The sequence below is a fragment of the Okeania sp. SIO2C9 genome, from assembly GCF_010672455.1.
GTDB lineage: Bacteria > Cyanobacteriota > Cyanobacteriia > Cyanobacteriales > Microcoleaceae > Okeania.
The window spans coordinates 20,966-46,276 of sequence record NZ_JAAHGO010000047.1; the positions used below are offsets into that span (position 1 = coordinate 20,966).

At 34.9% G+C, this 25,311-nt stretch carries 21 protein-coding genes and 1 pseudogene; 15 read left to right on the plus strand and 7 right to left on the minus strand.

Annotated elements, in window-relative coordinates:
- Positions 1-26: 26 nt before the first annotated feature.
- The 3 genes from F6K23_RS27455 to F6K23_RS27465 all read right to left on the minus strand — a co-directional run bounded on the left by F6K23_RS27455 (position 27) and on the right by F6K23_RS27465 (position 4,915).
- Complete coding sequence (locus F6K23_RS27455) at positions 27-338, minus strand: hypothetical protein (RefSeq protein WP_293161686.1); 312 nt, start codon at positions 336-338, stop codon at positions 27-29.
- Between the two features lie 118 nt (positions 339-456).
- On the minus strand, positions 457-2,745 hold the full coding sequence (locus tag F6K23_RS27460; RefSeq protein WP_293161688.1) for a CHAT domain-containing protein: 2,289 nt from the start codon (positions 2,743-2,745) through the stop codon (positions 457-459).
- A 10-nt stretch (positions 2,746-2,755) separates the two neighbouring features.
- Positions 2,756-4,915: a hypothetical protein gene (locus F6K23_RS27465; RefSeq protein ID WP_293161690.1), complete on the minus strand. Its 2,160-nt coding sequence runs from the start codon at positions 4,913-4,915 to the stop codon at positions 2,756-2,758.
- 431 nt (positions 4,916-5,346) lie between these two features.
- Between F6K23_RS27465 and purL the strand changes: the two genes are divergently transcribed.
- On the plus strand, positions 5,347-7,665 hold the full coding sequence (gene purL / locus F6K23_RS27470) for a phosphoribosylformylglycinamidine synthase subunit PurL (protein ID WP_293161692.1): 2,319 nt from the start codon (positions 5,347-5,349) through the stop codon (positions 7,663-7,665).
- Positions 7,666-8,342: 677 nt separating this feature from the next.
- Here the strand turns inward: purL and F6K23_RS27475 are convergent.
- Positions 8,343-8,612 carry a hypothetical protein gene (locus F6K23_RS27475; RefSeq protein WP_293161694.1) on the minus strand — a complete coding sequence of 90 codons (270 nt, stop codon included), beginning with the start codon at positions 8,610-8,612 and terminating at the stop codon, positions 8,343-8,345.
- An 852-nt stretch (positions 8,613-9,464) separates the two neighbouring features.
- Between F6K23_RS27475 and F6K23_RS27480 the strand changes: the two genes are divergently transcribed.
- The 8 genes from F6K23_RS27480 (at position 9,465) to F6K23_RS27510 (ending at position 13,517) form a co-directional block, all read left to right on the plus strand.
- Positions 9,465-10,034, plus strand: coding sequence for a hypothetical protein (locus tag F6K23_RS27480; protein WP_293161695.1), 570 nt, complete (start codon positions 9,465-9,467; stop codon positions 10,032-10,034).
- Positions 10,035-10,347: 313 nt separating this feature from the next.
- On the plus strand, positions 10,348-10,575 hold the full coding sequence (locus F6K23_RS27485; protein ID WP_293161697.1) for an addiction module protein: 228 nt from the start codon (positions 10,348-10,350) through the stop codon (positions 10,573-10,575).
- Between the two features lie 92 nt (positions 10,576-10,667).
- Positions 10,668-10,868, plus strand: coding sequence for a hypothetical protein (locus F6K23_RS27490; RefSeq protein ID WP_293161759.1), 201 nt, complete (start codon positions 10,668-10,670; stop codon positions 10,866-10,868).
- Between the two features lie 211 nt (positions 10,869-11,079).
- On the plus strand, positions 11,080-11,325 hold the full coding sequence (locus tag F6K23_RS27495; RefSeq protein ID WP_293161698.1) for a UPF0175 family protein: 246 nt from the start codon (positions 11,080-11,082) through the stop codon (positions 11,323-11,325).
- Complete coding sequence (locus F6K23_RS27500; RefSeq protein WP_293161699.1) at positions 11,322-11,813, plus strand: DUF3368 domain-containing protein; 492 nt, start codon at positions 11,322-11,324, stop codon at positions 11,811-11,813. Before F6K23_RS27495 ends, F6K23_RS27500 begins: the two co-directional genes overlap by 4 nt.
- Positions 11,814-12,010: 197 nt before the next feature.
- Positions 12,011-12,451, plus strand: a complete 441-nt coding sequence (locus tag F6K23_RS27505; protein ID WP_367267840.1) for a CHAT domain-containing protein — start codon at positions 12,011-12,013, stop codon at positions 12,449-12,451.
- A 289-nt stretch (positions 12,452-12,740) separates the two neighbouring features.
- The gene (locus tag F6K23_RS42210; RefSeq protein WP_367267838.1) at positions 12,741-12,983 is read left to right on the plus strand and encodes an element excision factor XisH family protein; all 243 of its coding nucleotides are present in this window, start codon (positions 12,741-12,743) and stop codon (positions 12,981-12,983) included.
- 192 nt (positions 12,984-13,175) lie between these two features.
- On the plus strand, positions 13,176-13,517 hold the full coding sequence (locus tag F6K23_RS27510; RefSeq protein ID WP_293161700.1) for a XisI protein: 342 nt from the start codon (positions 13,176-13,178) through the stop codon (positions 13,515-13,517).
- Positions 13,518-13,675: 158 nt separating this feature from the next.
- Here the strand turns inward: F6K23_RS27510 and F6K23_RS27515 are convergent, their stop codons facing one another.
- Together F6K23_RS27515 and ileS are read right to left on the minus strand one after the other, a co-directional pair.
- Positions 13,676-14,293, minus strand: a complete 618-nt coding sequence (locus F6K23_RS27515; protein ID WP_293161701.1) for a glutathione S-transferase family protein — start codon at positions 14,291-14,293, stop codon at positions 13,676-13,678.
- A 268-nt stretch (positions 14,294-14,561) separates the two neighbouring features.
- Entirely contained in the window at positions 14,562-18,026 is a 3,465-nt protein-coding gene (gene ileS, locus F6K23_RS27520) for an isoleucine--tRNA ligase (RefSeq protein ID WP_293161702.1), read from the minus strand.
- 342 nt (positions 18,027-18,368) lie between these two features.
- On the opposite strand from ileS, the gene F6K23_RS27525 reads away from it, so the two are divergent.
- The 4 genes from F6K23_RS27525 (at position 18,369) to F6K23_RS27540 (ending at position 21,948) form a co-directional block, all read left to right on the plus strand.
- The gene (locus F6K23_RS27525) at positions 18,369-18,818 is read left to right on the plus strand and encodes an NYN domain-containing protein (RefSeq protein ID WP_293161704.1); all 450 of its coding nucleotides are present in this window, start codon (positions 18,369-18,371) and stop codon (positions 18,816-18,818) included.
- Between the two features lie 30 nt (positions 18,819-18,848).
- Positions 18,849-19,226, plus strand: coding sequence for a hypothetical protein (locus F6K23_RS27530; protein ID WP_293161706.1), 378 nt, complete (start codon positions 18,849-18,851; stop codon positions 19,224-19,226).
- A gap of 208 nt (positions 19,227-19,434) precedes the next feature.
- Positions 19,435-20,397, plus strand: coding sequence for a XamI family restriction endonuclease (locus F6K23_RS27535; protein WP_293161708.1), 963 nt, complete (start codon positions 19,435-19,437; stop codon positions 20,395-20,397).
- Entirely contained in the window at positions 20,398-21,948 is a 1,551-nt protein-coding gene (locus F6K23_RS27540; RefSeq protein ID WP_293161710.1) for an Eco57I restriction-modification methylase domain-containing protein, read from the plus strand.
- Between the two features lie 422 nt (positions 21,949-22,370).
- Here the strand turns inward: F6K23_RS27540 and F6K23_RS27545 are convergent.
- Positions 22,371-22,499 (minus strand): annotated as a pseudogene (locus F6K23_RS27545) (DNA-binding protein); the annotation flags it as partial.
- 38 nt (positions 22,500-22,537) lie between these two features.
- Here F6K23_RS27545 and F6K23_RS27550 point away from each other — a divergent pair.
- Together F6K23_RS27550 and F6K23_RS27555 are read left to right on the plus strand one after the other, a co-directional pair.
- Positions 22,538-24,649 carry a GNAT family N-acetyltransferase gene (locus F6K23_RS27550; protein ID WP_293161712.1) on the plus strand — a complete coding sequence of 704 codons (2,112 nt, stop codon included), beginning with the start codon at positions 22,538-22,540 and terminating at the stop codon, positions 24,647-24,649.
- A complete protein-coding gene (locus tag F6K23_RS27555) occupies positions 24,627-25,106 on the plus strand; it encodes an ASCH domain-containing protein (protein WP_293161714.1) in 480 nt (159 codons plus the stop codon). The genes F6K23_RS27550 and F6K23_RS27555 overlap by 23 nt, the downstream gene beginning before the upstream one ends.
- Positions 25,107-25,311: the final 205 nt, after the last annotated feature.

Here is a 25,311-nt window from a genome sequence, read left to right on the forward strand (position 1 = left end):
AGAATACAACCCTTATTAATTCTGATTTATGATTCCTGATTCTGATTTCCTAAATAGTTGAAAAATAGATAAGTTAACAACCAACTAAATATGACTACAAAAATCCACGTTCTCTCATCAATAGTATTTAAACCAAACACTTTGCTAAATAATTCTGTTTGCGCTCCTAATATAAAACTCAATATCAAGTGAGGGTAGAGTTTAAAATATAGTAACCATTGACTATTATTACTAAACTCTATAGCAATACTTAAGGGTAAACCAATAACAGTTATGCAGAATGCAGTTTTCATTAAAGGCTGTTGTAAATTGAGGAAAGAAGTGAAAATCTTATTCATAATTTATCCCTGTTTTTATTGATTGTGGTTTCAGCTTTAAGACAGTTGAGATGTTAAGCATTTCAACCACATATTTGTTCTTTACCAAGTTAAGAATACAACCCTTATTAATTCTGATTTATAGCTCCTGATTCTGATTTCCTAAATAGTTGAAAAATAGATAAGTTAACAACCCACTAAATATGGCTACAAGAATCCACGTTCTCTCATCAATAGTATTTAAACCAAACACTTTGCTAAATAATTCTGTTTGCGCTCCTAATATAAAACTCAATATAATGAGGATTACTGTAATAATGATAAATCCCCAATTTTTTTTCTGTTGTAATAGAATGTAATAAATAGTTGATACAAATAAATAAAAATAACAGATAGTAAAAACAACAAATGGATCTAATGGTTGAAACCATTGAAGGTTGTCAGAGTCAAAAATTATCTTTTTAGGTTCATTAATATGATAAAGTTTAAAAGGTATCCAAAGTAACATCATAGCTGTAGAAAAAACTAGATTTTTCAAGTATTTATTATGATTAAAAAATCTTCTTGGGTCTTGAAATTGTGCTGAAAGAACAAAGAAGATGAGAATTGTAAAAACTTTTATAAATAAATTCCAAGCGTAAAACCAGCGACTAATAGAAACCCAATTTTTTTCTCCTTTCCAAGTCGTTTTATAATCTAATCCAAGATACATTAATTTATGGAAACCAAGAGCTTGTGATTTAGTAATTTTATTACTGTCTTTCAAGTTAAGATAATTAGATAGAGCTTGTTCAAGAATACGTTTAGTAATTACGATATTGTCTTCATTAATAATATCTCCAGTGTCAACAATTTCTGGGGGGATTTCTTTAATTCTGTCGAGTTCACGTTGAATAATTGAGACTTCAGAAATTTCCGATCTAGCAGACGGACTTAACTCAAAAAGTAGCATATTAGGTGATGTAACTTCTACACAAAGAAGAATAATGGAAATAAATAATGCTCCAAGTATTCCCCACTTAAATTCATTAGTTGATTTATTAATTATTTGACCGAAACCTTGGCAAATACTCCAAATAGCTGCCCAAAAAAAACATATAGGATATATAATCATATGGGGGTATAATTTGGCATACCATAACAACTTTTCCCAGCCAAATTCATAAAGAATACTAAGAGGTAAACCAAGTACACCGAAAATTCCAGCAATAATAATAGGAACGAGTAATTTCAGAGGTAATTGATACTCAGATAAAAAACTTTTCCATACCGGTAAAGGAACAGCAGGATTTGGTACAACTACAGGAAGGGAATGTCCTCCTGGATATTTATCGGGGTGATTATATTTTTTTTTTAACTCTTTTCTTGTTTTTCCTACAGCAACAAATAAAGGTTCATCGTGGCAGAAAAATTCCAGAAAATATTCCAAAAAATGTATTGCCATTATGTCAGGTATTGATTCTTTCATTACGATACTTTGGGGTAAGCGTAATTCAGCAAATTTATTGGCAATACCTAACCCGTCACAAGAGTTAAATATAGCCAAATATAATCCCTTATTAATAGCAAACTTTAATTCATCTTCTACATCATCTATGGTGATACCTTTTTCATCATTATTATTCAGATATAAGACCCCTTGACCATTTTCATTAGTTTCACTATGACCAGAATAAAAGATAATATTCCAGCCTATTTCTTCTTGTAAGCAACCTTTTAATTCTTCTAGAGTAGGTTGCTCTAAAAATTCAAGTTTTGCGCCATGTTTCCTCACTTCATTGAGTAATTGTGAGTCTCGGTTAATGTTAATATTATCGTTATCTCCTAAAATAACTAAAATACGAACTTGGGAATGTCGTTTAATATTTTCCCATCCTGGAGGTGGTTCATATTCTGGCGGACTAATAGCAATTTCTGTTTCAGAATACTTTCTAAAGATACTCCATTCTAACCAAGGGAGTTGTTTTAATAGGGAATTATCAGTTTGGATAGTAACATAAATTTCTCCTAATTTGTCAATATTTTTAGTTAATAAATCACTAACTTTTGACCATTTTTCTGACTCCAGCCAACCGTTTAATTCAGTAGTCAAATCTTGATAATATTCCCAACAATTGAGAGGAGTCTCTTCTTCACATATACTCATTCCATAATCATCTTCATCCTCGTCAATGACTTGTGATAAATCTTCTTCTATTCTGATTTTTCTATTAGTTCTGGATAAAGGATCTACAATTTGAATAAATGTCTTTTTCCATTTACCAAGTGATAATTCAAGACTTTCAGGAACTGAATCAACAAAATATCGTCTGCGAATTTTTGATGAATTATTCTCGTTGTAAATCAACAATTCTACACTCAACGATTTTTGTTGACCAGTTGTTTTATCGATCTGTTCAACTAAGTTTAGATCAATTGTTTGTGCCATAAATCATTAACTATTCACAATCTATAGTTTCAGTAACAGGTTGAATACTAGGAAAAGGTTCAGTTTTACTATTACCATTTACAGTAATTTGAACCTGAAATACTTTTCCCGTTTCTCTATTACTTTCAAGTTTTTCCAGCCACATAGTTGCTTTGCTAATCTTAAGAGCAAGAACAAGCTGGTTATCTCCTATTTTAGATCGTGAAGTTGAAATCATAACTTTACCAGAAGGTTTTAGTAAGGCTAATTCTAAACCAGAGGGTAAACTTGTTGTAGTTTCTCCAGAAGGAAGTAGTTCAAAAGAGAGCTTCATTTCTTCGTTTTCTTTTTCTTGAATCATCTTAATCATTAAAACAAATTTTTGATTATCTAATTCAATTTTCTTCCCTCTTTTTAATTGAATAAAAGGAGTAGAAGATTGCTCTTCTTTAGATAGCCGATTAACATTTACTCTTCTTTTTCGCCCACTAGAAACTAATATTTTTTCAGGTTCAACCCAATTAGCATCTAAAAGTCTTTCAAGTCGTTCCCTATAAGAATTAATTTGAGTATTAAGATGATTAATTTTTTCTTGATAAATAGGAGTGAAAAATTCGCCAACTAGATTGCTAATTTTTTTAGTAAAAGGTTCGTAGAATACCAGAGACATTTCTAATTCTGCCTCGAACCACTTTAACAGTTCACTCTCAATAATGCCTTTTGCAGTATCGGCAGTAGTCGGTTCCCACTTGAGGTAATTGTTGCTTAACATCTGTTGAAGTGATGGTTCTAACTTTGACCATATTTTCTGCAATTCCTGGTAAATTATCGATCTATAGTTTGGTTTAACATATATCTGCCATATATCCTCTAAAGTAGTAGATGATAATGCTCTATCTTTACTAAGAGAATAGTCTTTTTCATCCACTCCCAGTTCTTCAGCAAAACTTTTTAACCAATTCTCCTTAACTTTTCTATACCGACGATTAATTGTACTTTGATCGTTATTGAGCAAAGGTGCCAGGTTTCTTCCCACATCACCCCAATCAAAACTAAATATTAAAAGAACTAGACGATATTCTTTTGTGTTTAATGTTTGACAAAACTCCGCTAAACTTTTTTGTATATCGCATCCCATCGCCTGGAAATAATTCGCTTGAGAAGCATGATAGCAATTTACTTGAGAAGCGTCACCATCCCAAGCATACTGATAATCAGCAATATGTTCTGTCCATGTTTCTCTTTCCTTCTCATCCTCTTTCAAGGGAACATCCAAACTAAATTCATACTTGGGAACATATTGATACCACGCACTAATACAATCTTCTAGCCATTGCTGAATGAGTTCAGCATCTACCTGTAAATCGTCATCTTTTAATTCTGGCGATCGCATCCTTAAGATTTGAAACAAATCTGCTATTTCTTTCAACTGTTCCTCTGTCCAGATTTCGTACTTTTGGCTTGGAGCATAGACTTTATTGAAACATTGCCAACTTAAAAGACGACGTTCTAATTCTAAACCTAAGTAGCCAGAATACTCTAAACTTTTTTTGATCTCATTAGCATTAGGAGTAAGCTCTTCTAAATTTAGTTCATCACTACCTTCATTAGAGTCTTTCTTTCCTGTTGGTTTTTTTAAATTAAAATACCGAGTATGCTTAATAGCTCTTTTTTGCCGATCATTCATGCCGAATAACTTCAAACATCGGCTAGAAATTTCACTTGATAGCCTTTTCTTGGCATAGACTTTAAAGACACTTTTTTCACTGTTATATTCTTCAATAATTGTATGAACCCACTCCACACCATCATTATTCTTGTCATAGACTATTTGAAACCCTATTTGATAGATATCCTGCAAACGATAGCAAGACTTGTAGTAGGCTTCATCTTTCAACTTATTGTATGATTTATTAGCTTGTTTAGCCGCAATCTTACATAAATACGCTTGTAAATGTCTAACTGCATATGTATTACCATCATTGCGAGACTGTTCAACAAAAATTATCAAAATTCCTTGCAACCGACTCAAACCTGGTTCAGACTTCAGCATTTCTTCTAAATCGTGCTTTAGATCGGACAGCCCTTTTTCTAGATTCCGCTCAAGAGACACTTCTCTTTCCCACCGTAGTCTTCCCGTATTAAGAATAACAGGCAAATGGCAAAACAACCATATTAAATTTTCGTCCATTACGCTCACTCCTCCAATCAGAATTTTCTTATGGGAGTCTCATCATAATGGCCATGAAATTGACAAAAATAGGCCACTAGCAAACGATTACCTCCTCAAAATAATCAGTATTAGTTAAGTTTTGAAGTTTGTTGTATCAATAGCTGAGACTAGGAATCCTCCAAAAACCCAGTTCCTGGAAAATTCCCAAATTTCCTGCCATCCTGACAACAGACGCCACCCTATTTCAAGTTATGGCCTATTAACCCCTTTCTATACTCTAATTGGTGGAGTTTTTTATTTTGTCGTAGCGATCGCCAAAATTTTTTGTTGAGTTATATTTTAGAAAAAAAATAGTATAACTAAAAATATAACAATGTAGAAATTGATTGGGCAATTCAATGAGATAATAAAACTGCCAAAAAATTCACTCAAATTTCCCATTATAAATTATGTCACAAACTCCCTTTTCCCCAGAAGAAATAGCATCCGAAGGCATCAAACCAGAAGAATATCAAGAAATTCTCAACCGCCTCCATCGCCATCCCAATAAAGCAGAACTCGGAATGTTCGGAGTCATGTGGTCAGAACACTGCTGCTACAAAAACTCCCGCCCTCTCCTCAAACAATTTCCCACCACAGGTAAACGCATCCTTGTTGGACCCGGAGAAAACGCTGGAGTCGTAGACCTAGACAACGGACTCCAACTTGCTTTCAAAATAGAATCCCACAACCACCCATCCGCTGTCGAACCATTTCAAGGTGCTGCTACCGGAGTCGGTGGTATTCTCCGAGACATATTCACAATGGGTGCCCGTCCCATCGCTGTACTTAACTCCCTACGTTTCGGTTCCCTAGAAGATGCTAAAACTAGACGCATTTTCACTGGAGTAATTTCCGGCATTTCTCACTACGGAAACTGTTTCGGAGTACCTACAGTTGGTGGAGAAATTTACTTTGACCCTGCTTATACGGGCAACCCCTTAGTCAATGTCATGGCATTGGGTTTAATGGAAACTCCCGAAATAGTTAAATCTGGTGCATCTGGTATTGGCAACCCAGTCTTATATGTCGGTTCCACCACGGGTAGAGATGGTATGGGTGGAGCAAGTTTTGCCAGTGCTGAACTCAGCGATAAATCTATTGACGATCGCCCTGCGGTACAAGTAGGGGACCCATTCTTGGAAAAATGCTTAGTTGAAGCTTGTCTAGAAGCATTCAAAACAGGAGCAGTAGTGGCAGCTCAAGATATGGGTGCTGCTGGTATTACCTGTTCTACTTCAGAAATGGCAGCAAATGGTGGTGTGGGTATTGAATTTGACCTTGATAAAGTGCCAGTGCGAGAAACTGGGATGGTTCCTTATGAATATTTGCTCTCAGAGTCTCAAGAACGGATGTTGTTTGTTGCTGAAAAAGGTCGCGAACAAGAATTAATTGATATTTTTGAACGTTGGCAACTTCATGCTGTGGTTGCGGGTACAGTTATTGAGGAACCTATTGTGCGAATTTTATTTGAGGGGAAAATAGCAGCGGAAATACCTGCTACTGCTTTAGCAGATAATACTCCTATTTATCACCGGGAGTTGTTGACTGATGCACCGGAATATGCTAAAAAAGCTTGGTCATGGAATTCGGCATCTTTGCCATCATGTACGGAAGCAGGTATTGAAGTGCAGGGAAATTTGCAAACCTGGAATGATATTCTTCTGACTTTATTAGATACTCCAACCATTGCTTCTAAACGTTGGGTCTATCAGCAATATGACCATCAAGTTCAGAATAATACAGTTATGCTTCCTGGTGGTGCTGATGCTGCTGTCATTCGGTTACGTTCGCAAATTTCCACGGATAACCTACCATCAAATTCTGGTGTTGCTGCGACGGTAGACTGTAATTCTCGTTTAGTTTATCTAGACCCATATACGGGGGCAAAAGCAGTGGTAGCGGAAGCTGCTCGGAATCTCAGTTGTGTAGGTGCTGAACCTGTGGCAGTTACAGATAATCTCAATTTTGGTAGTCCGGAAAAACCTGTGGGATATTGGCAACTTTCGGAGAGTTGTCGCGGTATTGCTGAAGGTTGTCGGGAGTTGGGAACTCCTGTTACTGGTGGGAATGTGTCTTTGTATAATGAAACTTTGGATAGTGAGGGTCATCCCCAGGGGATATATCCGACTCCAGTTGTGGGAATGGTGGGTTTAATTCCTGACTTGACTAATATTTGTGGTCAAGGTTGGCAAGTTGAGGGAGATATTATCTATTTAATTGGAAATTTAGGAGTTGGGTCTTTAGCTGCTTCGGAATATTTGGCAACTGTTTATGGTGTGGTTGCTGGGAAACCTAGTGAGGTAGATTTTGATTTGGAGCGTCGGGTACAGGGAGTTTGTCGTTATGGTATCCGTGAAGGTTGGGTAAATTCTGCTCATGACTGTGCTGAGGGTGGTTTGGCGATCGCTCTGGCAGAATGTTGTATTAGTGGGAAGTTGGGAGCTGAGGTTAATTTGGAATTAGCTGAAAAGTCTGATTTTCGGTGGGATGAGTTTTTGTTTGGAGAGGGTGGTTGCCGAATTTTGGTTTCTATTGCGCAAGAAAATCAGAAAATTTGGGAGTCATATTTGCAGGAAAATTTGACTAATTTTTGGCAAAAAGTTGGTCTGGTTGGTAATGCTGAAAGTGCTTTGCAAATTTTAGTTAATGAGGGTGTGTCTTTGATTAATTTAGAGATGGGGAAAATGAGCGATCGTTTTAACAATGCTATTGAAAAGCGGTTGTAGGTTTTAGGTTGTAGGTGGTAGGTTGTAGATGAAACAAGTTTACCGAAAAATTGTGGATATGCGCCTCCCCTTTTAAGGGGATAAAAAAAGAACATATTCCTTATTTCAAGCCTCCTTATCGCAGAGGTACTGATAACTGATAACTGATAACTGATAACTGAAATGACCTACAACCATTTTCGGTAGTTCTCGATAGTAATGGTATATGTAGCAAATGAATAATTCCTAGTGTGGGTATCCTCGAAGGGAAGGGAGCAAGATGCTCCCACTACTGTATCTGGTATAGAAGGTAGCGGGAGTTGTTTGCGTAGCATGACCTAGGAAAGGGTTTCTTACAATTGTGACTTAATTCTATACACGCTCCGATGCTACCGGACATGATATTACTTCCTCTTTTTCTGAAACTATATCCTCCACATTCCCCTCCTGGGATCAGGGTTAATATCATGTCCGAAGGCAATCGTTTGTGTAAAAGTTAGCGTGGATATCTACAGGAAATTTAAGTTTTTTCTTGCCTGTTGCCAGATGAGCTGTTGCCTGTTGCCTATTTACTATACAAGACCGATGCTACCGGACATGATATAATTCATTGTCGTCAGAGAATATTCATAAGAAATACATTTAATTGTGCAAATATACAAATCTCCCCATCCCCCCATCCCCCGATCTCCCCACACTTAGGGTGGTGCTTCGGGGCTGAGAATAACAACATATTCCCCGCGATCGCTCTGCTGAATAACTACAACTGGAGGGCGAGCATTTGATGGTTCATCTTTTGACAAAGAAGGGAATATATAATATTGACCGTCCGTATCAAACAGCAGTCGCCAGATAACTTGGGGAAAGTCAGGGTCAGTTTTGTTATTGTAATCTCGTAGTAGTAACTGTTCATATAATTCTATATCTCCGATAATACGAAAATTGCTAGTATTAGGATCGTCTGTCAATTTTTCTTTATCAACTTTTCTGCCTAATGGTAGTTGATTTTCTGGGGTTATTAAGGTTACTACTGGTAAGAATGATGTGTCGCTACGGGAGTCTCCTATCGCATCAAGATTTCCTTGAGTTTGAGCGAGGAAAAATAGGGTTATTAATAACCAGAAGGTTACGACTATTTCATCAATTAAAGCTTTGTCATATTTTTGATAGTTAATTTGTTGAAAATAAAGAAATGATTGAAGATAACGGATTATTTTATGAGGCTTAGTTTTTCAGCTCCATTTCAATAATTTTAAACGCCATTTATTGAGGATTTTATCTAATTTTTGGGTGAATATTTTAATCATATGAAAAATATTTGGAACGACAACAAAAGAAGCGATCACTATTCCTATAGTACGAAAAAAAGTTGAATAATCTCCACCGAATAAGTTACAAAAAAATACTTGTATTGATACAATTAAAAATGATTATACAGGCAAATATCAAGTGTTTACTTGTAGTTTAAAATAACTAAAATAAGCCCAACGATAAATCCAACCTGTGAAATATAAGCCGACTCCTAATACAGTTAACAAACTAGCAATTCTGCCAAACATCTTCTATAAATTCTGATTTTTTACAATTTTATGCTACTGAGTGAAAATCCTTATCAGCTATCTCCGGAAATTTTCACTAATATAATGGGTAAACATATTAGTGTTCAACAATGAATAATGAATAATGAATAATGAATAATTACCTCTCCTTGAAAAGAAGAGGATTGACTAATAATGAAAATTTTTTTTTATTATCCCCTTAAAAGGGGAGGCTTTAAACCACAATTTTTCGGTAATTAATATTTCTATCTGGTACTAACTATGAAGATAACTCAAATTACAATTATTTTTCTAGTTGCTTGCCTGATGGTAGTGGTAGGAGAGATAAAACAGGCGATCGCCAACCCTAACCTAATTGTGGAAACTAAACTTGAAGAAACACAACCTATTCCATTTTCATTACCTGTTATTGCTGTAGTGAAACTAAAAAATGGCGATCGCCGAACTGGTAAAGTAGTAAGTATTAATTCTCAGTACATAACGATAAAAAGAGGTGAGAATAGTGAGAAAGAAGATATTACTAATGTCACCCGGATTAAGTTTGATGAGAGGTCTGGTGTTTGGTGGGCAACTCCTCAGAATAATAGACAAACTATAACTAATATAACTATTCTGAGTGGTGTATTAGGCTTCAGTTTACCACCAATCTCAACAGGGGATACCCGACGTTTTGAGGTGCCAGTGGATGGGTTGGCATGGGAAAATGTAGATGAGAATGCTATTGAGATTAAACCAGAAAGTGTGATTCGGGTAGATAATGAAGAAGGTATTCCTAGACCTATGCGGAATATTAGGAAAAGTCGTTATGTTGTGAGTGAAATGGAGTTTTAACTGGAGCGACAAATTTGGATTATTACTGCTAAATTACAATCAATAAAGGAATAGTATTTAGTAGGTTGGGTTGAGGAGCGATCTTCGCCAGCTTATCCGTAGGATCAACCCAACAAATATAAACCTATTCCACTATTTTCAATAACTAATTATGCGGACTTGATATAATTAATTATTAATTGTTGTAGCATTATAAAAAAGTCATATTAGGGTGGGCAAAAAGTAATTTATCTAGATTAATAGTTAACTTTTGAAAATTTGCTCGCCATGGCTTTGACAATTTTAATGTTCGTATATTTTTGGGATAATAATTATGCTATCTGTCGAAGAAATAATTAAAGAAGCTTTGTCTTTACCAAATATACAAAGGTCACTTTTAGTTGAAAAGTTGATTGAAAGTATGGAGTTTGATATAGACGAAACTATTCAAACTACTTGGATAAATGAAGCTAAAAAACGTCGAAATGAAATTAAGAATGGTGATGTTTTACCCATCCCTGGAGAGGAAGCTTTAGCTGAAGTAAGGCGAATTTTAGAATAATGAAATATGTTTTTCATCCTGCTGCTTTAACAGAATATTCTGAAACTGTTGAATTTTATGCAGAGCGTCGAGTATAAATTGCACAGAAATTTATTAATGCTGTGGAAAATACAATATTCAACTATTTTGAATATTCCACTTGTTGGCCTGTAATTGATGAAGATATTCGCCGATGTCTAATGCGTAAGTTTCCTTATGGTATTTTATACACAATTGAAGATAATTTCATTCTAATTTTAGCAGTTATGCACTGCAGTCGAGAACCTGGATATTGGAAAGATAGGGTCAAGTAAAAGCCATAAGACAATTAATACCATGTCTGATTAAATAACTGTAATAAACAATCTTTACCCAACCTGGTAGGGACGCCCTTATGCAACGTCCCTACATTGCGGTTAATTAATGTTACTTGATATATAGTAGGGCGAGCAAAGATTAATTTTTGTCTCTTAAGAAAATTGATATAATTATTAATTGTTAATTGTTAATTATTAATTGTTGAACATGAGCATTATTATTTCTGATGAAATTTTGTGTGCGACTAGAATGACGGAATCTGAGATGAAACTGGAAATAGCTGTTATGCTTTTCCAAAAAGAAAAACTGACTTTAGGTCAAGCTAGTCGGTTTGCTGACATGAATAGAATTGCTTTTCAGCATTTATTAGCTAGTCGTCAAATTCCAGTTCATTATGACATAAAAGATTTGGAAAAAGACATTAAAAACTTACAAGAGATGGGGATATTATGATTATTGTTAGCGATACTTCAGCTATCAATAACTTAGCCTCTATTAACCAACTCAATTTGTTAAATCAACTATACGGTAATGTAATTATTCCCACAGCAGTTTACAAAGAATTGACAGAAACAACTTTTCCGGTAGCTGGTGCAACTGAAGTTCAAACATATAGTTGGATTTCAATTCGCTCAGTTAGTAACCAAGTTATGGTAGAAATTTTGCAAAAAGAACTAGATCGAGGTGAAGCTGAGGCGATCGCTTTAGCAGTAGAAATTTCAGCAGATCAACTTTTGATTGACGAACGTCAAGGTAGAGCGGCAGCAGAGAGACTAAATTTACGATGTACAGGAGTTTTAGGAGTTCTAATTGCGGCTAAAGGTCGAAAACTGATTCCTGAAGTCAAACCTTTGCTAGATCAGCTCATTCATCAAGCTGGTTTCTGGGTAGCAAAACCTCTGTACAACAAAGTTTTGAAAATTGCTGGGGAATATAATTAATTAATGTTGTAGTAGTGGTTAGTTAAGATTCAATTTTTAGCCAGTGGGAGCATCTTGCTCCCGTTACGCTCAAACTGTGTTTTCTACGGAATCTCTATTTTCTTTTCTTTTTTTTAAAGGAGTTTTAATGAATTTGATTTTCCCTTGCCATTCTTTCTCGAATTGCTTTTGCCTTTCTAACCAGTCAGCTAATATTAATTTCGGATGGTTTCCCCATAGTGCATCTTGCTACCCACGGTTGCTTTCAAGAAGGTGGTTGCCCTGGTGTGGGTTTAGAGGAAAATACAATTTTGTTTGCCAACGATGAAACTTTTAAGATCAAAGATGCTGCCAGTTTAGGATTAGAAAATACAGATTTAATCGTTTTGAGTACTTGCCAAACTGCCATGACAGCAGACTCCAACGGTGAAGGAATAGCGGGAGTTGCCTATTTATTTGAGCGTGCGGGTGCGGATGCTGTGATTGCCAGTTTATGGAATGCGGAGGATAAGACAACGAAGGAAATTATGGTGAAATTTTATCAGTATTTGCAACAAGGAATGACCAAGGTGGAGGCATTACGTCAGGCGAAGTTAAGTTCTGCTAGGGAGAATGTTCCTCCGTTTTATTGGTCTCCTTTGATTTTGATAGGCAATTAGAAGGAAGAGAAAATAATGCCAGCAAAAGATACTTAATCCAAGCCCCCGCGCATCCCCCAATTTTGGGGGACTTTTAAAAGCAAATTGACTCTTGTTTCCCCCAAATTTGGGGGGCTAGGGGGGCAAAATTCAGTATCAAAAAACTTTTCAGATATCCTCTTAGGACAATACTTAATTTATCAAACATTTGCGTGAGTTTGAAACAGCATTAGAGGTTGTCTGAGAAGTCCCATTTGCTACATCCAAGCCCCCGCGCATCCCCCAAATTTGGGGGAATTTTAAAAGCAAATTGACTTTTGTTCCCCCCAAATTTGGGGGGTTAGGGGGGCAAAATTCAGCATCAAAAAACTTTTCAAATATCCTCTTAGGACAATACTTAATTTATCAAACATTTCTTTCTGTGACCCACCCCAGTTATAAAGTTTATTTGGCAGTTAGTCACAAAATTTATGAAAAGTTTTTTGTGCAAGTTGCAATTGAATTAATTCTCCAAAAATATCAAGTTTTACTATTAGACATCTCCAGAAAATAAATCTTTTAATTAGAGCAGGCTAAGGATACGAAAAATTCACCCTAAAAAATCTTTTTTCGTGCCTTTGCGCGTAAAAATATCTTACCTGTTGCCTTCCGGAGCAGATGAGCTGTTGCCTACTCCTGCAAAAAACCTATATCTTTTTCGGAGATGTCTATTAGTAATTGACATTAAAAAAGAGGAAATTATTAAATGGATAAGCTAATTCATTATCAAAATATCATCAAACAAATCCTAACTAATTATCAAAGAATATCAGCACAAGTTCCCGAACCTGATATAGATGAGGTATTAATGTTTGATGACCAAAGAAGTCAATATCTTTGGTTTAATATTGGCTGGAAAAATGATAGACGAATTCAAGTAATTTCTGTTTATATTCGGATTAAAAATGAGAATATTTATATTGAAGAAGATTGGAAGGAGGAAGGTATTGCTAATGAGTTATTAAGGGAAAATGTACCGAAAGAAGATATTGTTTTAGCTTTCCACGATCCTGAAACTCGTAAGTTAACTGATTTTGCTATTGTTTAAATTAACAGAAATGTTTTTGCCTTGATATTCTGCTATTTATTAGACATCTCTAGAAAAGAAGGAGTAAGGAGCAGGGAAAAATAATTTATGTTTACTTATCTCCCACTTTTCCACTCAATAAAATGTAGCAAACATTTATCAAATTGATATAAATTATATTAATTTAAAGGAATAGGAACAGTAGACTTTACTGATTCACGTTGATGTAATCTATTGAACCAATTTTTTAAATTATCATATTCCAAAAGCCAGTCTTCATTTAATCGAAGGCTGTAGTAACCAAAAGAACATAATGCTGCCACATCTGCTGCTGTCCATTCTTCATCACCTAACAAATACTTAGATTTAGCTAATTGTTGCTCAAAAACTGGTAACAGACGATTAATTGACATTTCTAATTTAGTTCGATAATAATTAGGCTCTAAATTATTTGTCAAATTTAGTATCCATAAATTGATAATATTATCGCCTAAATAATCTGCTAACTCTTCCCATTTACGACATTCAAGTTTTGCTTGGGGATGAGTAGGGTAAAAATTTGGTTCTGGATAGGTTTGCTCTAAATACTCAGCAATTAATGTAGAATCCCAAATTATTGTGCCATCTTCTTCTATAAACACAGGTACTTTTCCAATGGGAGAAATTGTTAGAAATTCAGCAGGTTTATTCCGTAGGTTAATTTCCTTGAGTTCATAATCTAATTTTTTTTCTACTAACAATATCCTAATTTTTCGAGAAAAGTTTGATTGTGGATGATAATATAAAATTCTCTTCATTAGACATCTCCAAAAAAGTCATAAATAAAATTTACCATCAAATAATGTAGAAAGGTCGGCGGATTTGATATTAGGTAGAAACCAGGTTAATCGAGTGAATTTCGATGGGGGAAACCCGGTTTCTGATAACGGTCTGGTTGAGAATACACAGGAATTATGCAGAACCACCATATTTAGTAGGGGCGATTTCCTGCGGAATGCTGCTAATTACGCGAATCACCCTTACAGGTGGTGTATGATTTAGTATTTTCCGTAAGTCCTGATACAGTTAAAATTCTCCTGCTAAAGCAGCAATACAACGTTCACAAATAGTGGGGTCTTCTGAAGAAACACCGACATGAGTAGAATAATTCCAACAGCGGTCGCATTTCTCTCCATCTGCTTTGACTACTCCTATTCCTAAAGAGTCTGAAATAGATTTATATTCAAGATTACTTAAAGCTTCTGGAGACTCTAATAATTCTACCTGAGAAGTAATAAACAGATAACGTAATTCATCAACTCCATTACCAGCTATTTTGGCTTTAATATTATGAGGTTGTTTCGGTAAAGTTTCTGTTTCTACTACTTGTGGTACTGGGGTAGAATCTACTTTTTTGGGAGGAACATAAGCTCCTTCTGGTGAAACTAAAGTTGCTGACTGTTTAACTGTATTATCTGTTGATGTTTTCCGTGTTTTCCGTTTGGGTAATAAAACATCTTTTCCAAATATATCTTCTGTGGTCGATTTAATTTTTTCAGACAGCTTTTGTCGATTTTTAGCAAATAATAGGTCGCCAGTCACGAAGCGAATTGTGGAGATCATTCCTACTAATTCCATGATGGAACTTACTACAGGTAGTTGGTGAATTGTTATTACTACTGTTACTGCTACTCGGATTAACAACAGTAATATAATGATAAAAAATGCTGCCCCTAAAACTTTTTGATACCCACTAAATACTTTGCTCAAAATATCGGTAAATTCTGATAAAAAGTTCTGGGTTTGAGTAAAATTAGCAGGAGATTTTGCCTGGTTATTAGGAGTTTTGTTTTCTGTTTTTTCTGGTTCAATTTCGATTTTCGCTTCCAGAAATTCTGACTGACTTTTTTCTGTTTTAGCAATAGGATTAAAAGTTTTTATTTGCTCCCGTAATTCAGGTTCTTTTACATACAACAATACCTTTGCTTCTAGAGGCGCACCAATGGCTTTTTCTGCCCGTGCTTTTTCCAATACTTTGTTAACTTCAGTGCGAGTTTTTCGTAACTCTTCCCATAACTTAGCCAACTCTGGGTTATGCCATTGTTCCTCCATTTTCACCCACCCAGACTCAAATACAGACTTGTAGGGAGTTGGATAAGGAATATTTTGCCAAATATCTTCTGCCATATGAGGTAAAACAGGAGCGATCGCTTTTGCCAAGTTTTCTACAGCTACAGCTAAAACAGTCTGACAACTACGCCGTCTGTAGGCGTCGGTCGCACTAATATAAAGTCTGTCTTTGGCAATATCTAAATAAAAATTAGATAAGTCAACCACACAGAAATTTTGAATTGTTTGGAAAAAGCGGAAATACTGAAACTTCTCAAAACCATCCTTAACTTCTGCAAATACCTCTGTCATTCGGTGCAACATATAACGGTCTAACTCTGGCATTTCCTCATAAGCAACAGCATCTTTTGCCGGATCGAAATCATGGATATTTCCCAATAAAAATCGCGCGGTGTTTCTAATTTTGCGATAAATATCTGCTATTTGCTTGAGAATATTTTTACCCAGGGGTACATCCGAAGAATAGTCTACAGAGGAAACCCACAAACGCAAAATATCTGCACCATAAGCAGGTTCTTGTTTTTGATTTTTACCACCTTCGATAACTATTGACGGGTCTACCACATTTCCCAGAGACTTACTCATCTTCCGACCATTCTCGTCCAGCACAAAACCGTGAGTCAAAACTGTTTTATATGGTGCAACACCATTAGTAGCAATACTGGTCAGCAAACTTGACTGAAACCAACCGCGATGTTGGTCAGAACCCTCCAAATATATATCAACTGGATACTTTAACCCATCCCTTTGTTGAGCAACTGCCGCCCAAGATGAACCAGAGTCAAACCAGACATCCATCGTATCTGTACCTTTCTGGTATTTGTCAGCATCTGAGCGATATTTTTCCGGTAAAAGCTCCTCCACCGACATTTCCCACCAAGCATCAGAACCTTTTTCCGCAACAATTTTTTGCACATGAGCAATAGTCTCCTCAGTCAGCAAAGGTTCCCCAGTCTTTTCCTCATAAAATACCGGAATAGGAACCCCCCAACTCCTTTGTCGAGAAATACACCAGTCAGAGCGATCGCTCACCATGGGAGTAATACGGTTTTCTCCTTGAGCAGGTATCCATTGAACATCAGCGATCGCCTTTAGTGCTTCATCGCGGAAACCTTCAACAGAAGCAAACCATTGTTCCGTTGCTCGGAAAATAGTTGGTTTTTTAGTTCGCCAGTCATAGGGATATTTATGTTCGTAGGGTTCCTCTTTCAGCAGAGAATTAGCATTTTGCAGTGCTTCAATGACAGCAACATTTCCCTCTTTTAATACATTTAACCCAGAAAACTCTCCCGCTTCAGCAGTAAATTTCCCATTGCCATCCACAGGGGACAAAATTGGTAAACTATAACGTTGCCCTACTATATAATCTTCCTGACCATGACCCGGAGCAGTATGAACTAAACCCGTACCTGAGTCAGTAGTAACGTAGTCGCCACCAATAACAACTTTACTTTCCCGGTCAAACAGTGGATGTTGGTAAGTGCAGTTTTCCAAGTCTTGACCTTTGACTGTTGCTACAGGAGTTAAAGTTGTACCGAGAGTTGCCGACAAACGTTCCACTGCTTCTGCTGCAACGATAAATAATTTGTCTTCCCCTATTGCATAGTCAGCATCCGGTTTAACCACAGCATAATTCAAGTCTGGGTTAACGCTGACTGCCAAATTACCAGGAATAGTCCAAGGTGTTGTCGTCCAGATGGCAACCCAGAGTTTTTCCAGGTAAGGTTTGAGAGATTTTTGAACCGCTTTTGATAGTTTAGTAATTTTAAAAGCAGCATAAATACTCTGAGATGTGTGACCTTCAGGATATTCCAGTTCAGCTTCTGCAAGAGCAGTCCTAGAACTCGGACTCCAATGTACAGGTTTAAGACCACGATAAATGTAGCCTTTCAAAACCATTTTGCCAAATACCCCAATTTGAGCAGCTTCATATTCTGGAGTCAGAGTCATGTAGGGATCTTCCCAGTCTCCCCAAACTCCATAACGTTTGAATGACTGCCGTTGTTTATCTACAGTTTCCAGAGCAAAATCTCTAGCTTTTTGACGTAATTCTATAGGTGTGAGTTTTCCCCTTTCTGCTGATTTAAGATTTTGAATAACTTTTAATTCAATGGGTAAACCGTGGCAGTCCCAACCAGGAACATAACGCACTTTTCGCCCTTGAAGAATTTGATAGCGGTTAATAATATCTTTAAGAATTTTATTCATGGCATGGCCAATATGTAGGTTGCCATTGGCATAAGGCGGGCCATCATGTAGAGTAAATATTTCCCCTGGGTTACTTTCCGAGAGGCGTTCATAAATTTGTGATTCTGCCCAAAACTTTTGTAGTTCTGGTTCGCGAGTGACTGAGTTTGCCCTCATATTAAATTTGGTTTGGGGCAAGTTTACGGTGTCTTTATAGGATTTGGCTTCAACCATTAGATTTTAGATTTTTCTGTTAGTATATTCAGAAATTTTAGACTTATTTCTTTGTATAGCAGAAGGAAGAAGGAAGAAGAAAGAAGGAAGAAGAAAAAAATATTGCGTTATCTGAGTTTTAAGCTTTTAATCTGTCCTAACTTTTCCTTCGACTGCTATATCATCCCTTGTCTAGGATTTTAGTCGTGTTTAATCTTATCTGTAGAACTGTCTGTTTATCTTAATCTTGTTAAAAGAGTCGGTCTATCAACAAAAAAATTTGGTCAACAGTTACAGATAGTTTTGATTTATTGTAGTATAAAAATTACAATTTGAAGTAAAAAATTAGATTTATTGTAAAAAATGACATTTTCTAGAATTCTTACTGCTCCTCCTAGTAATAAACCACCAGAAATAACCTATTTATTTATTGATGGAGGTTACTTAAGGAGAAGTTATAAAGACTGCACTTCTCAATGGTTTGGTAATGACGTTGGAGATGGCAGAGATATTGACTTTGCTGCAATCAAAAGTCATTTTAAAGCTAAAAAAGTTTTCTATTATGACTGCCTTGATGAAATTCAGAATAAAAATGAGAAAGATGAAGATTTTAAAGCTCGTGTATCTCAACAAAAGAATGATTTTAATCAAATCCGTTCTCTAGAGGGATATCACGTTAAGTTAGGAACTTTGGTAGGTAATCCAAAACGTCAAAAAGAAGTAGATGTTCTATTAACAGTAGATATGATGAATCACACGATTCGTAATAACATGACTAAGGCAGTTTTAATTGCTGGCGATCGAGATTTTTAACCAGTTGTTGAAAGTCTAGTTAGTATGGGAATGTATGTAACAATAGCTTACAACCCTGATTCATATTCGGATGATCTTATATATGCTGCTGATTATTCTATATCCTTATCCTTTGAAGATTACTATAATTGGTCATCCCAAGAACTTAAAAATAAGTATCCATTTCCCAAACCATATAAAATGGCATTGCAATTTGTTACCAAACCTCCTACACCTTGTGATGATGCTCATTTACTCAAGCAGGGAAAAGTTAATGATGACACAGTTAAATTATTTCAAAAAGAAAATGAGTTTATACTCTACTTTCCAAATATAACTAATGGTACGAGCGATCTTAGTTGTGATAGCGAGGAAAAACTAGAACTTTACTACTCACTCAAGTATGGAAAAAAAATTGAATGGGATTGAATTAATTTACAGTTATAAATCACTGAAAGTGAAAATATGAATGAGACAATCAAATTATTAGACTTTGCGTAAGTCCTAAAAATGATAACCCTGTAGGGACGTTCTATGGAACTTCTCTACTTTGTTAGCTGTTGCCTGTTGATAAGTTGTTTCAACCTACATTCCGCTTGTAGTTAAAATAATTATTTGGAGCTTAAAAGTTTTAGTGATGGCAGTAAATGCAGATAAACCCCATCTGTGGAAAAAAGATATTACTCAATCAGTAGATTTCTACAATAATTGGTTTCTTGAGTTTGCCCCGATAACATACAAAGAAACTCGTCTTAGTACCACTCAAAAGGTTGAGTCCACATTAATTTTGACAGCTAATTTCAGAAATATCTCACGGGAGATACTGTATCAGCACCCATTTATCTTGCCTATATTACGGATGGCAACAGCGCCACCTATTGCTCGTGACCGACTCATTGGACTTGCTGATGTACCACCCAACCTTGTTAAGAATATGGAAGAAAAACTACGAATACCGCCACGAATGAATCCAGGAGAAATTAATTCTGGACTTGATAAACTTTGTCTAATTATTATTAGATTACTAGATAAAGATATCTTTCCTTGGCTCAAAAATGATAGACAACCAACCGATATAGAAGTTAGTAGAGCTGCTACTATTGTTGCCGATCGCTTGTGTGGTAATGTAGCTGACCCTATTATTCGTAATGCTCAAGAACAAAGACAACTTTCTACTATAAAAAATTGGTTAGAAAACAGAGGTTATTCTTACATTGAAACTGGCAGTGGTTTACAGTTTAATCAACTCAATCCAGGTAGTTTTTCATTTCGGATGAATATATCAGTAAAACAACCTAAAGGTAGCAAACAGATTAATATTCCTATTGATACTATTATTATGCCGTTTAATTCTCAAGTTGGTGAGTTGCCACTATTAATTGAAGCGAAGTCAGCAGGGGATTATACAAATACAAATAAAAGACGGAAAGAGGAAGCTATTAAAATTAATCAACTAAGAAATACTTACGGCAAAAGTGTCAATTTTATTTTATTTTTATGTGGCTACTTTGATAGTGGATATTTAGGCTATGAAGCTGCCGAAGGTATAGACTGGGTATGGGAACATCGCATAGATGATTTAGCACTATTTGGAGTGTAGATGATGATAGTAAATAAAACTCAAGAATTAGCTAGAATAAAGTTACAAAACAAACTTGATGCCACTAAAACTCAAGCTGAAAAAAATCAACTTGGTCAGTTTGCTACACCAACAGAACTAGCAAAAGATATCCTTCAATATTGTATAAAGCTTTTACCTAAACAAAAAATTCGCTTTCTCGATCCGGCTTTTGGAACGGGTGCTTTTTATTCTGCGTTATTAAACTTATTTCCTATATCAGAGATTGATGAAGCTATTGGATATGAAATAGATATTCATTGTGGTCAAGAAGCGAGTCAGCTTTGGAGTCAAACAAGATTAAAATTAAATATTGCTGATTTTACAACTTCTATTCCACCAGAATTTGATGCAGCTAAAGCTAATTTAATAATTTGTAATCCTCCCTATATTAGACATCATCATTTAACTAAAGATGAAAAACTAAGATTGCAAAAATTAACAGAAAAGATAACTGGAATAAAGATCAGTAAATTAGCAGGAATTTATTGTCATTTTCTACTTTTGTCTCATGGCTGGATGGCTAAAAATTGTTTGGCTGCATGGTTAATTCCTAGTGGGTTTATGGATGTGAATTATGGACAGCAAATTAGAGATTATTTATTAACTCAAGTAACATTATTACGAGTTCATTCCTTTGAACCAAAAGATGTGCAGTTTAAAAATGCTCTTGTCTCTTCTTCAGTAGTTTGGTTTAGAAATAAAATCCCATCAGATAATCATCAAGTTGAGTTTACATATAGTGGGAGCTTAACTAAGCCCAAAAAATCTCAATTGATATCTGTTAAAGCACTAAAAAATATTAATAAGTGGACAAATATTTCTAAATTAGATAGCAGTATAAACATTGATAGTCATGGAATAAAATTATCAGAATTATTTACAATCAAACGTGGTTTAGCAACTGGAGCAAACGATTTTTTTATTTTAACGCCAGAACAAATATCCAAATATCAACTTCCTCCAGAATTTTTAACTCCTATTTTACCTAGTCCGCGATATTTTTCAGTTAATGAAATTGAAGCTGATGCTTTAGGTAATCCTATTTTAGAACGTCAGTTATTCCTGCTTTCATGCGATCTATCAAAGAATGAAATTCAATTTCAATATCCCTCACTTTGGCAGTATCTTCAGATGGGAATCAAAAAAGGAATTAGTAATCGTTATTTGTGTAAACATAGGCGACTATGGTATCAACAGGAATCTCGTAAATCGTCGGCGTTAGTTTGTACTTATATGGGGCGTCAAGATGCCTTAAAAAGAACACCATTTAGATTTATTTTGAATCATTCTCAGGCAACAGCGACAAATGTTTATTTAATTTTGTATCCGAAATTTGAGCTAGAGGATATTTTTAAGAAAAAGCCGGATTTACTCAGGAAAGTTTGGCAAATTTTGAATCAAATTTCGTTAGATATATTGATAAGTGAAAGCCGAGTTTATGGGGGTGGTTTACATAAGTTAGAACCTAGAGAGCTTGGTAATGTTCCAGCAGATAAAATTATTGAGATTATACCAAGTTTCAAAAGTTAGGCTAAATTTCTTTAGCTTGATGGTTAGAGGTTAGGGTTCTGACATTTAATCTGCGGGCGCACTTATGAATCATTGGGTTTGCAACCAGAACAGTTTATGGTGTTGTATTTTGCTCTTGTTTCTGGAGTTTAAAGCAGTTTTCAGGTGAATGAACCACGTTAAAAAAATGATAACCCTGTAGGGACGTTGCATACAACGTCCCTACTTTTTTTGAAAATCATACCTGTGCTTCAGAAACACTTTCTTTTCTTTTTTTCAAAGGAGTTTTAATTATTTTCCCTTTCCATTCTTTCTCAAATTCCTCTCCTTTTTCTAAGCAGTCAGCGAATATTAATTCCGGATCGTAGTTAAAAGCTTTGGCGTGTTCTTCTCGAATTTTGTAAATTTATTCTAAAATTTCATCAGGTAACATCGTAGTTTTTTCATGCTAATTGATAGGGCGTACAAAGTATTGGTAATTCATAGCCAAAGTTAGTGCTAATTTCAGATAGTTTTTTCTGAATATTAGGGTTAGCAATATGACGACAATTCCATGTTAAAAGATAGTCTAAACTATAATATACTGTAATGATAATTATAGGGATAAAAAATGAAAGAACAAATAAAAATCATAGAAATTGACGAAAAATCTCCCCATTTGCAAGCTGTTATCGAATTAGGTGATGCTAATACAAAAACTCTAAGTTTTTTTCGTAGAACAGCTTTTAATAAGCACGCAGAAAAGGGTCAAATCATTGTCGCTATTGACTATAAAAAAAGTTTGGTTGGGTATTTATTATATGGAGTAGCAACTTCATATCACCGAATTACTATTATTCATTTATGTATTGCTGATTCTCATCAAAGTAAAGGAGTAGCTAAAAAGTTATTTGGTTATTTAGTTGAGATTACTCAACAAAAATATAGTGGTATTGGTTTAACTTGTCGTCGTGATTTTAATTTAAGTAATTTCTGGTCTAAGTTAGGTTTTGTTTTTCAGTACGATAAACCAGCCAAAACTCCTGGAAAACTTAATGCGTATTGGTGGTTCGATCACTATCATTCAAATTTGTTTTCTAATGCTGCTACTCGTCAACGTGAGTATAAATTATATGTTGCTATAGACTCACAAATTTTCTTTGATTTTTATCATAGTGACAATAATAATAAAGATGCTCAATCTTTACTTGCTGATTGGTTAGACCCTGACTTACAATTGTGTTTGACAGATGAAATTTTTAATAAAATAAATATTTTTTTTGATAATAAGGATGAGAGAAAGCACTTCACCAATCTAGCGAAAAAACTCTTGACTATTTTATCGCCAAATAAAATATCTTCCTCAAAATTTCAGTCTCTTAAAAATTTATTTGAACAAAGAAAAATTAATATTAGTGAGTCTGATATTCGCTATATAGATAAAGCTATTACATCAGATGTTTACATTTTTGTAACTGGTAATAGCGGTCTTTTAGACATAGCAGATGAATTTTATGAACAGTTTAATGTCTCTATTATTCATCCTAGAGATTTGATTATCCAAGTGGATGAAATTCGTAGACAAACAGAATATCAGCCTGTTCGTCTAGCAGGTACTCTACTACAAAAATCCCGCGTTACTCTAGGGCAAGAAAAGTTTTTAAATGAATATTTTAGAGCTGATAAATTGGGTGAAACTAAGGCTGAGTTTAAACAAAAAATTCTTCGCTTTATTGCAGAGACAGATAAATTTGATTGTTTTTTAGTTTTTGAAGGAGAAAAACAACCTTTAGCCTTAGTTGTTTATGATAGGCGTAAAAAATATGAGTTAGAAATTCCATTGATGAGAGTTGTGGATACTTCTATAACAGCAACTATAGCTAATCATTTAATTTTTGAATCTATATCAATTTCTGCCAGAGAAGAAAGAAGTTTTACTAAGATAACAGATCGATTCTTGTCAGAAGCAGTTATTAGAAATATTCATAAAGATGGAACTTTTGTAGAATTTAATCATACTTACTTAAGAGCTAATATGGCTATAGCTAAAACAGTAAATCAACTATCACAATATTTAGAAAATTTAGCCGTTAGCTTAGGAAAAGAATATAAATTTTGTCATCAAATCTCTCAACTTCTTCAGAAAAAGGTAGAAAATGAGCATGAGCAAAAAGAATTATATTTTAATTTAGAGAAATACTTATGGCCTGCAAAAATAATTGATGCGAATCTTCCTACATGGATTATTCCTATCAAAGCATTCTGGGCAAAAGATTTATTTGATGAAGAGTTAGCTAATAATTGGTTATTTGGCTCTAAAACTGAGTTGGCACTCAAACGTGAACTTGTTTTTTATCGTTCTAAGAGAGGTTTAAAACCTGGTGTAATTGGTAGAATTATATGGTATGTCAGCAATGATGAATCTTTTCCATACGGAACAACAAAAGTAATTAAAGCTTGTTCTCGATTAGATGAAGTGATAGTAGACAAACCCGAAAAATTATATAGACAATTTCGTAATCTAGGTGTATATAAATTAGAAGATTTAATAAAAATAACCAAGAATAAGCCTAATGAAGATATAATGGCTATTCAATTTAGTGACACTCAAATATTCACTAATACTATAACTTTAAAAGAACTTCAAGAAGATATACTAGAAAAAAAGATAACTGTTCAAGGACCTTTTAAAATAACACCAGAACAATTTGCTAAAATATATGATAAAGCAAACAAAAATTAATCAGGATTATTCAATTATGCCAAATACAGTTCTTTTATCTATAAAGCCAGAATATGCTGATAAAATCTTCAAAGAGAGAACAAAAGAAGTTGAATTACGTCGTGTTTTTCCTGATTTAGATAAAGATGATTTAGTTATAGTTTATGTTTCATCTCCTAAAAAAGCTGTTGTTGGTTACTTTAAAATCAAAAACATTATTAAAAAAGAAGTTTCTTACCTTTGGGAAGAAGTAGAGGGTAAAGCAGGAATTACCCATGAAGAATTTTATGATTATTATTCAGGAGTAAAGTTTGGCATTGGAATATTTTTCAAAAAAAGCAAGACCTTTAAAAAACCAGTCGAATTAGAAAAACTAAGACAAGAATTGAATAATTTTAGACCACCCCAAAGTTATCGTTATTTAAAACCCGATGAATGGGAAGTTCTTAAGAGATTGGTAGATTATGATTTTGAATAATTAGGGTTTGCGCTTCACTAGTCTTTTAGTAGGGGTAGGAGACAGGAGACAGGAGACAGGAGACAGGAGTTAGAGGAAGGAACGAGGAGGTAGGAGCTAAGTTTTGTCTAAAGATTGTTCTACCTTATGCAGCCCAAAATACTAGCTTTTTGCAGTTCACAGGCACCGAAAAGCTGGCACTTTTTTGAACCCCAAAAAGGCTAAT

Excerpts from the sequence above, each read along its gene's own strand:
- F6K23_RS27485 (WP_293161697.1), top strand. The coding sequence starts at position 10,348 with ATGCTATCTGTCGAAGAAATAATTAAAGAAGCTTTGTCTTTACCAAAT.
- F6K23_RS27550 (WP_293161712.1), top strand. The coding sequence starts at position 22,538 with ATGAAAGAACAAATAAAAATCATAGAAATTGACGAAAAATCTCCCCAT.
- F6K23_RS27480 (WP_293161695.1), top strand. The coding sequence starts at position 9,465 with ATGAAGATAACTCAAATTACAATTATTTTTCTAGTTGCTTGCCTGATG.
- purL (WP_293161692.1), top strand. The coding sequence starts at position 5,347 with ATGTCACAAACTCCCTTTTCCCCAGAAGAAATAGCATCCGAAGGCATC.
- F6K23_RS27455 (WP_293161686.1), bottom strand. The coding sequence starts at position 338 with ATGAATAAGATTTTCACTTCTTTCCTCAATTTACAACAGCCTTTAATG.
- F6K23_RS27460 (WP_293161688.1), bottom strand. The coding sequence starts at position 2,745 with ATGGCACAAACAATTGATCTAAACTTAGTTGAACAGATCGATAAAACA.
- F6K23_RS27530 (WP_293161706.1), top strand. The coding sequence starts at position 18,849 with ATGTATGTAACAATAGCTTACAACCCTGATTCATATTCGGATGATCTT.
- F6K23_RS27535 (WP_293161708.1), top strand. The coding sequence starts at position 19,435 with ATGGCAGTAAATGCAGATAAACCCCATCTGTGGAAAAAAGATATTACT.
- F6K23_RS27510 (WP_293161700.1), top strand. The coding sequence starts at position 13,176 with ATGGATAAGCTAATTCATTATCAAAATATCATCAAACAAATCCTAACT.
- ileS (WP_293161702.1), bottom strand. The coding sequence starts at position 18,026 with ATGGTTGAAGCCAAATCCTATAAAGACACCGTAAACTTGCCCCAAACC.
- F6K23_RS27465 (WP_293161690.1), bottom strand. The coding sequence starts at position 4,915 with ATGGACGAAAATTTAATATGGTTGTTTTGCCATTTGCCTGTTATTCTT.
- F6K23_RS27555 (WP_293161714.1), top strand. The coding sequence starts at position 24,627 with ATGATAAAGCAAACAAAAATTAATCAGGATTATTCAATTATGCCAAAT.
- F6K23_RS27495 (WP_293161698.1), top strand. The coding sequence starts at position 11,080 with ATGAGCATTATTATTTCTGATGAAATTTTGTGTGCGACTAGAATGACG.
- F6K23_RS27500 (WP_293161699.1), top strand. The coding sequence starts at position 11,322 with ATGATTATTGTTAGCGATACTTCAGCTATCAATAACTTAGCCTCTATT.
- F6K23_RS27515 (WP_293161701.1), bottom strand. The coding sequence starts at position 14,293 with ATGAAGAGAATTTTATATTATCATCCACAATCAAACTTTTCTCGAAAA.
- F6K23_RS27525 (WP_293161704.1), top strand. The coding sequence starts at position 18,369 with ATGACATTTTCTAGAATTCTTACTGCTCCTCCTAGTAATAAACCACCA.
- F6K23_RS27540 (WP_293161710.1), top strand. The coding sequence starts at position 20,398 with ATGATGATAGTAAATAAAACTCAAGAATTAGCTAGAATAAAGTTACAA.